The sequence below is a fragment of the Pseudomonadota bacterium genome, assembly GCA_030859565.1.
Classification (GTDB): Bacteria; Pseudomonadota; Gammaproteobacteria; order JACCXJ01; family JACCXJ01; genus USCg-Taylor.
Map to the genome: position 1 here is coordinate 1 of JALZJW010000141.1, position 9,465 is coordinate 9,465.

A 9,465-nucleotide genomic window follows, 5' to 3' on the forward strand; every position below is an offset into this window, starting at 1 on the left:
TTTTCTGATGTCCTCATCAATGCCTTTAGCCCATGTATCCACACATTGGTGAGAAATGCGGGCTAGGCCGCCCGGCGGCAACTGGAGTAAGATATTTTTATTTCAGTGCCCATCCGCCGATGAAGGATTCTTTGCGCATAAAACTCGAACGGCTGCGCGACAGGCTGTCAGAGTTAGATCACCTGCTTGCCGATCAACGGGTGATCACCGATCAAGCGGCTTTCAGAGCGCTTGGGCGGGAACATGCCGAGCTGAGCCCGGTGGTGTCGTGTTTCGGCGAGCATCTGCAAAACCGCAAGGCGATCGAGGCAGCCAAGGAGATACTTAACGATGGTGATCCCGATCTGCGGGCCCTGGCCGCGGAAGAACTGAAGGAGGCCACGGCAAAGGACACGCGGCTCGAACGGGAACTTCACGCCTACTTGCTCCCGAGCGACCCCGCGGATAACAACAACATCTTCCTGGAGGTGCGGGCGGGCACCGGCGGCGGAGAGGCGGCGCTGTTCGCGGGCGATCTCTTCAGGATGTATACGCGCTACGCGGAACTGAGGTCATGGAGCATGGATATCCTCAGCGCCAGCCGCGCCGAGGGCGGGGGTTACAAGGAGATTATCGCCCGCGTCGCCGGGCGGGGGGCGTACTCGAGACTGAAATTCGAGTCCGGGGTGCACCGGGTGCAGCGGGTGCCAGCGACCGAGGCGCAAGGCCGCATACACACCTCCGCTTGCACGGTCGCCGTGCTGCCGGAAGCCGATGAGGTCACGGACATCGAGATCTCACCCTCCGATCTTCGCGTTGACACGTTCCGGGCGTCGGGCGCCGGCGGACAGCATGTTAATAAAACCGATTCCGCGATCCGCATCACGCACCTACCGACGGGGCTGGTCGTAGAGTGCCAGGAAGAACGCTCCCAGCATAAGAACCGCGCCCGCGCGCTCGGCCTGCTGCGTTCAAGGCTCCTGTCCGCCGAGCGCGAACGGCAGCGCGCGGAACAAGCGGAGAGCCGCCGCATCCTGGTCGGCAGCGGGGATCGGTCCGAACGCATCCGGACCTACAATTTTCCGCAAGGCCGGCTCACCGATCACCGCATCAATCTCACCCTGTATAAGCTTAACGATATTCTTGAAGGACAGATCGACCTCGTCATCGATCCGCTCATCAGCGAGCATCAGGCGGAGTTGATGGCGGCTACTGGTGCTTAATCAGAAGCGGCCGCGCTCACCAACCATTGGGTCCATCATCGCGGAGGCCGAGCGCAAGCTCGCCGCGTCGAGTTCGGCGCGGCTCGACGCCGAGTTGTTGCTGGCTAAACTCCTCGGCGCCAGCCGCGCCCATCTCTACGCCTATCCCGAGCGCATCTTACCGGTGCGCGCCGTAATAAGGTATCGGCGGATCATCGACGAGCGCGCCCGCGGCGTTCCGCTCGCCTATTTGGCCGGATCGCATGGGTTCTGGTCGTTCGAGATCACGGTTAACCCAAACACCCTCATCCCGCGTCCGGAAACCGAGCACCTGGTCGAAACCGCCCTCGCCCTGATTCACACCCACGGCCTGCGGACGGTGGCGGATCTCGGGACCGGCAGCGGCGCCGTGGCGCTCGCCCTTAAGCGCGAAGTTCCGGCGCTCGAAGTGTTCGCCACCGATATTTCTCCCCAAGCCCTCGTGGTCGCGCGGCGCAATGCTGAAGCGCTGGGGATCTCCGGCATTAACTTGCTCTGGGGAGACTGGTGCCGAGCGTTGCCCGAGCGGCGGTTTGATCTGATTGTCGCGAATCCCCCTTACGTAGCCTCGGATGACCCGCGCCTTCGCGCGGGCGAGATCCGCTTCGAGCCTTTGATCGCCCTTGACGGAGGCCGTGACGGCCTGGAAGCGATCCAGAGCGTTATCGCGGGCGCCCGTGAGCGTTTGCAAGCGGGCGGCTGGCTCGCGATCGAGCACGGCGCCGAACAAAGAAACCCGATCGAGATTCTGTTCCGCGCGCACGGATTCCGATCGCTACAATGTGTTCGCGATTATGCCGGCCATGAGCGCGTAAGCGTTGGGCGCTTAGCCGCGCCGGACTGATTTCGCCGGCGTTCAGCAGGATCGCGCCCTGTTCTTTGGAACTCATTTCGCGCCATGCAAGACCTGCAACTGCTTCGCTACAGCCGCCAGATCCTGTTGCCGGAGATCGATATCGCCGGCCAAGAGCGGCTCCTGGGCGCGAGCGTGATGATCTTAGGACTGGGCGGCCTCGGATCGGCGGCCGGCATGTATTTGGCCGCCGCCGGTCTAGGTCACCTCGTCCTGGTCGATTTTGATCGGGTCGATGTGGCGAATCTGCAGCGTCAAATTGCCCACGGGACCAAGGATATCGGCCGGCTCAAGGTCGACTCCGCGGCGGAACGCCTACAGGCGCTGAATCCCGATTGTCGAATAACGGCGATTGGCTGTCGATTGGACAGCGGCGAGTTGACCGAAACGATCGCCGGGGTCGACGCCGTGGTGGATGCCAGCGACAACTTCCCGACCCGTTTCGCGCTGAATCAGGCCTGCTACGAAACGAAAGCCCCGCTCGTTTCAGGCGCCGCCATGGGATTCGCAGGGCAGGTGTGTATGTTGAAACCGGGCCAGGCAGACAGCCCTTGCTATGCCTGCCTTTATAACGACCACGATGCGGCCGCGGACACTTGTACGGAATCGGGCGTGATCGCGCCCTTGGTGGGGATCATCGGCAGCGTGCAGGCGCTCGAAACCGTCAAGCTGCTCACGGCCGCGGGCGTACCCCTGCTCGGGCGGCTGCTCCGGCTTGATGCTTTAACGATGACCTGGACCAGCGCGCGGATCGCTAAGGATCCGCGCTGTCGCGTCTGCGGCGGCCAGGAACCGGTCATGGCCTAGCGCTTTTGGGCGTGGCTCGCCTCGCGATCCTGCGTTTCCGGTAGAGGATCACCGGGCTGCCATTGCGGCCCACTAATCGCCTAACTCGTGGCCGATCACCCCACCCGCGATGGCGACGGCGCTCGTGGCGAAGGGGTCGCCGTAACTCAATTCACTGCCTAAGAAACCGCCGACCACCCCGCCCAGGATGATCCCGAGCGGCGAGTGACCATCATGGTACCGGCGATATCCATAACCATAATCAGGACGCCCGGCGTAGTAATTATGCCGATGATAATTGTAATTGTACCGGGGACGGTACTTCGGATAATAACGCGGAGCGTGATGATAGTGGCGGTGATGGCGGTAATGACGACCTTGATGCCCATGATCATGGTGACCGCCCCCATAATGCCCACGACCATGGTGGCCGCCGCCATGATGCCCATGACCATGGTGACCGCCCCACGCAAACCCCGGCGAGAATAAGAGTAAACTTACCGCCATTGCGCTGCCAAGCATTAATTTTTTCATCGGTAACCTCCTAAATAAACCCTGGTCTGTCATCGATCCAACGGGCGCATTGCCCATAAAACGCCGCCAGGATACAGGGGGGAGGCTGAACGGAGACTGAATACCGGACGAGGCTCGCGGTGCCGTTCAATTACTCGATAAGCGGTGGTTGTGCATGAATTGCCAACTGCGCGTAATGTGGAGAATATCGACCTCGCCGCTGATGTTGTCGGGGAAGGGCGCGAAGGGTTGCGCTAGATTCACGATCCGGATCGCCGCGTCATCGAGCACTTTAAAACCCGACGGCCTTCGCACCGCGATGTCAAACACCGAGCCATCGGCCCGCAGCGCCACATCGAGGATCAGGCTGCCGGCGAGCTTATTGCGGCGCGCTTCCTCGGGATAATTGAGGTTTCCGACCCGTTCCACCTTGGTCCGCCACGCCTCCATATAGGCGGCGTAGCGGTACTCCGTCGTGGTGGCGGAGATAAATTTGCGTTTCGGCCGCTTAGCCCGTGCTTCCAAGCGTTGGGCCAGCTCGGCATTCAAGCTGGCCATCGCCAGGCTCCGACTGATCAGCATAGTCGCATTCGCCGGCGGCGCCGTCGTACTCGGTTCCTGAACCGCTTGGCTCTTCTTTGCGGACTCCGCGACCGCTTTATGGTTGGATTTCGCCTCGGCGACCAATACTTTACGCTGTTGTTTTGGCGCGTTTTTCTCGGCAACCTCGCGCTTGACCCTACGTTCCTTGGTCATTGCCTTGACCGCTTGCTCGAGCCGGCTCACGGTTCCGGGAGGGGGTGCCGCGGCGACGTCCGCGCGCCGTTCGGGGAAGGGCGCGGCGAGCGGTGTGGCCGGACGCAAGTTGCGCTCGCTCTCTCCTCCGCCCACTAGGTTGGCTTGAGCCAGGAAATCGGCTTCATCGGGTCCCCGGGCGCTACGCTGCTGCACTAAGATCACGTCCAGGGAATCGTAACGCGGCGCGGTTCGATCCGGGGGCGCAAAGCTCACGCCCAAGATGACGATCGCGTGCACCACGAGGGCAAAACAGAGTGTAAGCGTCAACCGATCGGCGGGAGTAACCGTGGGATAGGCGACTGTCTCGCTCACTTGGCCAATAGTACCTGGGTCATGCTGCGGGCGATTATACCGTTCAAGAGGCCGAAGACGAGCGTCGCGCTCATCAGCGGGCCAACCCCAGTTTGAAGCCGGGCAAGGGGCTGGGAAATGCTATTTCCAAAACGTACATCCCTAACGCCAGGGCCGTTAGCCATGCGATGCGGATGTCCTCTCGTGACCTCGAATTCCACGCTCAAAAGTTTATTCCATCAAAACCCGTACCTTTTCCGACGACCTGGACCGCAACGCCGTTCGGCAGGCAAGCCGCGAAATCACCGTCGCTTGCGAGCCATCCGCTGTGAATACATAGCTTGCCGAGGTAAGGTGCACGGCGAAATCGAATTCGAGACCCGCGACCAGTAGCGCGGTTGCCGTCGCATCGCCGATGGCCGCGCTGCGGTGGATCACCGTCGCACAAAACCGCTTCCGTATGGGATAACCAGTCCGTGGGTCGATCACATGATGATATCTTTTCCGATTATAAATGAAAAACCGTTCGTAATCTCCGGACGTTAGAATACTTGCATCAGTCTCAATCTCGACCGAAGCGAACACCCCCGGCGCTCGCGGAATGACGGCCGGACCCCGCGACGGCCGTAGGCGCGCAGATCGCCCCGGCGTTGAGAATCGCGTTCTTAATCCCTAGGGCACGTAAGGTTCGACCCAACGGCATAACCCTTGGCGTAAGCGCCAAAATCCAGACGCGGCGTTTTATTCGTGCTTTTGAGCGCTGGGCCCGCGAACACTTAACCGGCGCTCTATCGCACCCATGAGTTGAGCGCCGATATCAAGCCCATAAAGCGCATCGATCTCGCGGATACAGGTCGGACTGGTCACGTTGATCTCGGTAAGATAATCGCCGATGACATCGAGGCCGACAAACACGAGTCCCTTCTCGCACAACGCGCCCCGCACTTGACTGCATATCCAGTAATCGCGCTCATTTAGCGCCACGCCTTTGCTCAGGCCGCCGACCGCCAGGTTTCCGCGGGTCTCGCCGGGGGCCGGGGTCCGGGCCAAGGCAAAGGGTACGGGTTCGCCGTCGATCAGCAGGATGCGCTTATCCCCCGCTACGATTTCCGGGACGAAGCGCTGCGCCATCGTGAACTGGCAGCCGTGGCCGGTCAAGGTCTCGATGATGACGTTGGTGTTCGGGTCGCCCCCGCGTACGCGAAAGACGGAAACGCCCCCCATGCCATCCAGGGGCTTCAAGATGATATCGCCGTGTACCTCCAGGAATTCCCTAATGCGTGTCCGGCTCCTGGTCACCAGGCTCGGCGGACAGCATTGCGGAAACCAGGAAGTAAAGAGCTTTTCGTTCGCGTCCCGAAGGCTACGGGGCGCGTTTACGACCAAGACGCCGGCCGCTTCGGCAAGCTCCAAGAGATAGGTCGCATAAATATACTCCATGTTATAGGGCGGGTCTTTGCGCATGAGCACCACATCCAGATCCGAAACCGGCCGCGTTTGCTCATGGACAAATCGATACCAATGATCGCGACTGTCCTCGACCGCTAGTTCCCGCATGCGAGCGAAGGCCCGGCCGTTGTCAAGAAACACATCCGCCAACTCCATGTAATAGAGCGGCCAGCCGCGCGCTTGCGCCGCGAGCAGCATGGCGAAGCTACTGTCTTTCTTGATGTCGATCCCCGCAATCGGGTCCATCACGATGCCAAGCTTGATGCTCATTTTGCCCATCACTCTTCTACCCATTCTGCTCGACGGAATAGCTTCTCGAAGCTGTTGCAACGTCCACGCCGCCGTAAGATGCTTTTACGGGGATCCGAGGTCGTCCACGCCGGCATTTCCAACGCCAAAACAGTCAAACCCGACGCGGTGCCACCCGATTAATGTCTTCGGTGTGACATTGACAAGGGCCTCCTTCCAGTCAAAGCAACGCGAGAGCAGCACGAGGAGATAGCGCGAAGCGTTGTCTAAGCGTCGTGGAACCAGTTTCCGTTCTTGATAGAACGCCAGCTGCTTTCGAAGAGAGAGAATCTCCGCCGCGAGCACTACACGGCTCTTCGTGCAGGGGGCTAGAAAGCGTAGGCCGTTTGCGACGAGCGTGCGGCTAAGCGCAACGAGGTCGACAGAATAATTTAAGGCCTGACGAACGAATCCCATGCGGTCAGGCTACACTGATTTCTCAGCGACTCGCTAGCGGTTGCCTAAAAACCGGAGTAACGCCCGGTCCGAGATTAAATGCGCAGCACAATTCCAGCAAGGCTAATCACTCGCTGTTGGTCTTTTTCTTTGCGGGAAGGCGCGGGTTTTGCCGGCACTCGTGAGGGTTTCTCCGGACTTCGGATGTCGATGTCATAAGAAAGAGTTTGTTTAGTAGCGCTAAACCAACGCTTTATAGGGCTGTAGACGGTTGAATAAGTTAGCGGCTGTGATGACGACCCCATGGTTCACAAACACTGCGAGAGGCACTATTCACGCCGCTGCCGGCTAGCACTGCCGCCATCCTGGGTAATCCACGTGGAGAGACCGATCAACAATACCCGGCTTCATGATCGGGTGTTGTGTCTTCGGTACATTTTTGATATGCTTTGTCGTACGCATGCAACATTAAGCGGCTTAACTTCAACGAGGAATTTATTTGTTCGGAACCCGTGAGATCCTTTACCCCTTTCGGGGATGAGGGTAGCTGGGGACGATCAACCAGCACACAGAGACCGTGACGAGGGAAATTGAAATGGAGATGATCGCATGAACGCGTTAACCGCTCGGCGGCAGGTGGAACCGACTCCAGCTGAGCTTGCACGAATCCTCAGTCACCGGTTCGGTGACGGGACTATCTATTTGCCCGCCGGTGTGCCCAGAGAAGTATTTTCTCTGGCGACCCATCTTGGCTACATCAGTGAGGATGGATACCTGACACGCAAGGGCAGAGACTTGCTCTCCCGGTACCACGTGGATTGAACACACGTGGCAAGCTCAACAGCAAACGCTCAATCATCTGTCCAAGACCCAGGACGCGATTCACGAACTGACAACGGTTTACCAGCGTAAATTCCTCCAGCTTGCGTCGAGCGGTGCGAACGCGAAAGCGCCGGAGGGCACGAATCCAAGCTTGCTCACCAAAACCGAATTCGGTCTTCTAAGCAAACCCACCAAGGACATGCTCGGCGAGTTCAAGCACATCAGCGACGGCCTGAGCATACCGCTCACCGTGCAGTATCTTGAAGCGATACCTATGCTGGTTTCCTCTATTCCGTCGGACCATCCGTACAAATATTTAATCCGTGATCGCGATCAGATCTATGCCGCGCATCTCGACAGGTCGGCTGAGTCGCGCCGCAACGAAGCCTTGGAGCGCGAGGTCGCGCGGTTGCGTCGTAAGCTCGAACGGCCCGAGCAGATCCTCGAGGCCCAAACAAAACTGTGCGAACTGCTGGGCTTGTCCACGGGTGAGGAGACCACGCGATGAACACCGCTATCCAGGTCGCCCCGCTGATCGTGTCCAAGAACTCATAAGCATTTTGTTGCGACGGAATCTAGGAGATAAGTGATCGATAAAATGCCGCGCCGCCCCTCGATCCTACGACTCTCTCGAATGCAGATCCAAGGACTTCTACAAGCGGATGCCCGGTGACACGGGTAGCTTTAATTGTTTTCCGGCCTTGAGCATTCCCTCGTCGAGGGTAAGGATCTTAGTGGCCCCATGATTACTGGCGATTGCGAGATGAAGGGCATCGCCCGCGCTCAGGCTGGTCGCGAACTGCTTGAGAAATTCACGCGCGAGCTCGTAGTCGAGGGCGGTGGGTAAGATTACCCGATAGGATTCTTCAACCAGCTGGTCGAATTGTAAGACAACGGCCTGTCCCTCTTCGGGTGTCAGGCCACGCATCCTCACTTCGCGGGCCACCAAGCTCGAAAACTCAAGCCGCGTCCAGTGGCTAAGGTAGAGCTCACCGGCGGGAAGGGTGGTTACATACGCTTCTATTATCCGGCTGGTCTTCTCGTCCACGAAGAGCGGTGGCAGGAAGCTCGTATCGAAGTAGAGCACGGAAGATACGCCGTGCCCTATCGTTCTTCGTCGCGTAGCGCGCGTATGAGCTCGGTGCTTGGCGCGCGCCACCCTGTCATGTGAGCACGAAAAGCGGCGCGGGACTGAATGGGAACCTTCGGCCTCTCAACGGCGGCTATGCGGGCCACGGGCTGACCGTGGCGCGTGATGATGACCTCTTCGCCGTTTTCGACGCGGTTGACCAACTCACTCAAATGGGCCTTTGCTTCGGCAAGACTAACAGTGCGCATAATTATTATGACTAATTAATTGGTCATATTTTATCTCTTTCGACTCACGACGCCTAGCTGCTCGGTACTAAATCGAACCGTGCGAGGGTGTGGTCGTCACGAGCATCCTGCCTGGTCTGTGCTTCGCGTGAACACGGGCAGGGACTCTGATCCAAGATCTTGCCTTGCGGTAGTTTTGCGTGACGTCGTTAGACACTGTTAGACACCGTACGACATTCGTGGCATTTATTCACTTACATGTGGTCCGCAATTTTTTAAAGAACTGCCTTAAACACTCCTACTTTGTGGGGTCTACTTTGTCCCCCAACCGCTCGCGAAACTAATGCTACGTCATGACAATGGTCTTGTGACCGAGTTGTTTCTGGGCTGCGTGGGATGTCTTGAGACTCTGCCTTGTCAGTGCCGGCTTTAGCGCGTAGGTCGCGAAACTGTTGACCCCCGCTTTCTCGCGCGCTTTATCGAAGCGCTGGCGTAAAGCATAGTAGGTGAGCGGCTGGCCGTTCTCCTTACATACAAGTACAAAGCTTCGCACCTTGTAACTACGCTTGCGTATCATGATTCGGTCGATGACCGTTGCAAGGCACCCGGTGACCGCGATGCGCAGTTTCTTTCCCCGCTTACTCTGGCGGACATGTAACACCCCGCCGCGAATGTCGGTCTCGGCCATATTCAAGGTGTCGGCTGGACGCTGTCCGGTGAGGTAAGCAAGAT

At 58.8% G+C, this 9,465-nt stretch carries 11 protein-coding genes and 1 pseudogene; 4 read left to right on the forward strand and 8 right to left on the reverse strand.

What is annotated here, in order from left to right; genetic code table 11:
* Positions 1 to 119: 119 nt before the first annotated feature.
* From prfA to moeB, 3 genes are read left to right on the forward strand one after another with little or no spacing between them, the layout of a single operon-like run.
* Positions 120 to 1,202, forward strand: a complete 1,083-nt coding sequence (gene prfA, locus M3436_16810; protein MDQ3565694.1) for a peptide chain release factor 1 — start codon at positions 120 to 122, stop codon at positions 1,200 to 1,202.
* Positions 1,195 to 2,064: a peptide chain release factor N(5)-glutamine methyltransferase gene (prmC, locus tag M3436_16815; GenBank protein MDQ3565695.1), complete on the forward strand. Its 870-nt coding sequence runs from the start codon at positions 1,195 to 1,197 to the stop codon at positions 2,062 to 2,064. Before prfA ends, prmC begins: the two co-directional genes overlap by 8 nt.
* Positions 2,065 to 2,118: 54 nt before the next feature.
* Positions 2,119 to 2,880, forward strand: a complete 762-nt coding sequence (moeB, locus tag M3436_16820) for a molybdopterin-synthase adenylyltransferase MoeB (protein ID MDQ3565696.1) — start codon at positions 2,119 to 2,121, stop codon at positions 2,878 to 2,880.
* A 72-nt stretch (positions 2,881 to 2,952) separates the two neighbouring features.
* Here moeB and M3436_16825 read toward each other — a convergent pair whose 3' ends face one another.
* From M3436_16825 to gshB, 5 genes and pseudogenes are all read right to left on the reverse strand, one after another.
* Positions 2,953 to 3,393 (reverse strand): hypothetical protein, encoded by a 441-nt coding sequence (locus M3436_16825; GenBank protein MDQ3565697.1) that lies wholly within the window; start codon positions 3,391 to 3,393, stop codon positions 2,953 to 2,955.
* A gap of 126 nt (positions 3,394 to 3,519) precedes the next feature.
* The gene (locus M3436_16830) at positions 3,520 to 4,482 is read right to left on the reverse strand and encodes a TonB family protein (protein ID MDQ3565698.1); all 963 of its coding nucleotides are present in this window, start codon (positions 4,480 to 4,482) and stop codon (positions 3,520 to 3,522) included.
* 79 nt (positions 4,483 to 4,561) lie between these two features.
* Positions 4,562 to 4,657 (reverse strand): annotated as a pseudogene (locus tag M3436_16835) (heptaprenyl diphosphate synthase).
* Between the two features lie 35 nt (positions 4,658 to 4,692).
* Positions 4,693 to 5,046: an FAD:protein FMN transferase gene (locus tag M3436_16840; GenBank protein ID MDQ3565699.1), complete on the reverse strand. Its 354-nt coding sequence runs from the start codon at positions 5,044 to 5,046 to the stop codon at positions 4,693 to 4,695.
* Between the two features lie 156 nt (positions 5,047 to 5,202).
* On the reverse strand, positions 5,203 to 6,180 hold the full coding sequence (gene gshB, locus M3436_16845; GenBank protein ID MDQ3565700.1) for a glutathione synthase: 978 nt from the start codon (positions 6,178 to 6,180) through the stop codon (positions 5,203 to 5,205).
* 1,387 nt (positions 6,181 to 7,567) lie between these two features.
* Here gshB and M3436_16850 point away from each other — a divergent pair.
* Positions 7,568 to 7,924: a hypothetical protein gene (locus M3436_16850; protein ID MDQ3565701.1), complete on the forward strand. Its 357-nt coding sequence runs from the start codon at positions 7,568 to 7,570 to the stop codon at positions 7,922 to 7,924.
* Positions 7,925 to 8,068: 144 nt separating this feature from the next.
* Here the strand turns inward: M3436_16850 and M3436_16855 are convergent, their stop codons facing one another.
* The 3 genes from M3436_16855 to M3436_16865 form a co-directional block, all read right to left on the reverse strand.
* Positions 8,069 to 8,503, reverse strand: coding sequence for a type II toxin-antitoxin system VapC family toxin (locus M3436_16855; protein ID MDQ3565702.1), 435 nt, complete (start codon positions 8,501 to 8,503; stop codon positions 8,069 to 8,071).
* 17 nt (positions 8,504 to 8,520) lie between these two features.
* Positions 8,521 to 8,754 (reverse strand): type II toxin-antitoxin system prevent-host-death family antitoxin, encoded by a 234-nt coding sequence (locus tag M3436_16860; protein MDQ3565703.1) that lies wholly within the window; start codon positions 8,752 to 8,754, stop codon positions 8,521 to 8,523.
* A 325-nt stretch (positions 8,755 to 9,079) separates the two neighbouring features.
* Positions 9,080 to 9,465 (reverse strand): tyrosine-type recombinase/integrase (locus tag M3436_16865; protein MDQ3565704.1); only part of this gene is annotated, 386 nt, incomplete at its 5' end.

Coding starts and splice junctions, on each gene's coding strand:
- prfA (MDQ3565694.1), top strand. CDS start 120: ATGAAGGATTCTTTGCGCATAAAACTCGAACGGCTGCGCGACAGGCTG.
- moeB (MDQ3565696.1), top strand. CDS start 2,119: ATGCAAGACCTGCAACTGCTTCGCTACAGCCGCCAGATCCTGTTGCCG.
- M3436_16825 (MDQ3565697.1), bottom strand. CDS start 3,393: ATGAAAAAATTAATGCTTGGCAGCGCAATGGCGGTAAGTTTACTCTTA.
- gshB (MDQ3565700.1), bottom strand. CDS start 6,180: ATGAGCATCAAGCTTGGCATCGTGATGGACCCGATTGCGGGGATCGAC.
- M3436_16860 (MDQ3565703.1), bottom strand. CDS start 8,754: ATGCGCACTGTTAGTCTTGCCGAAGCAAAGGCCCATTTGAGTGAGTTG.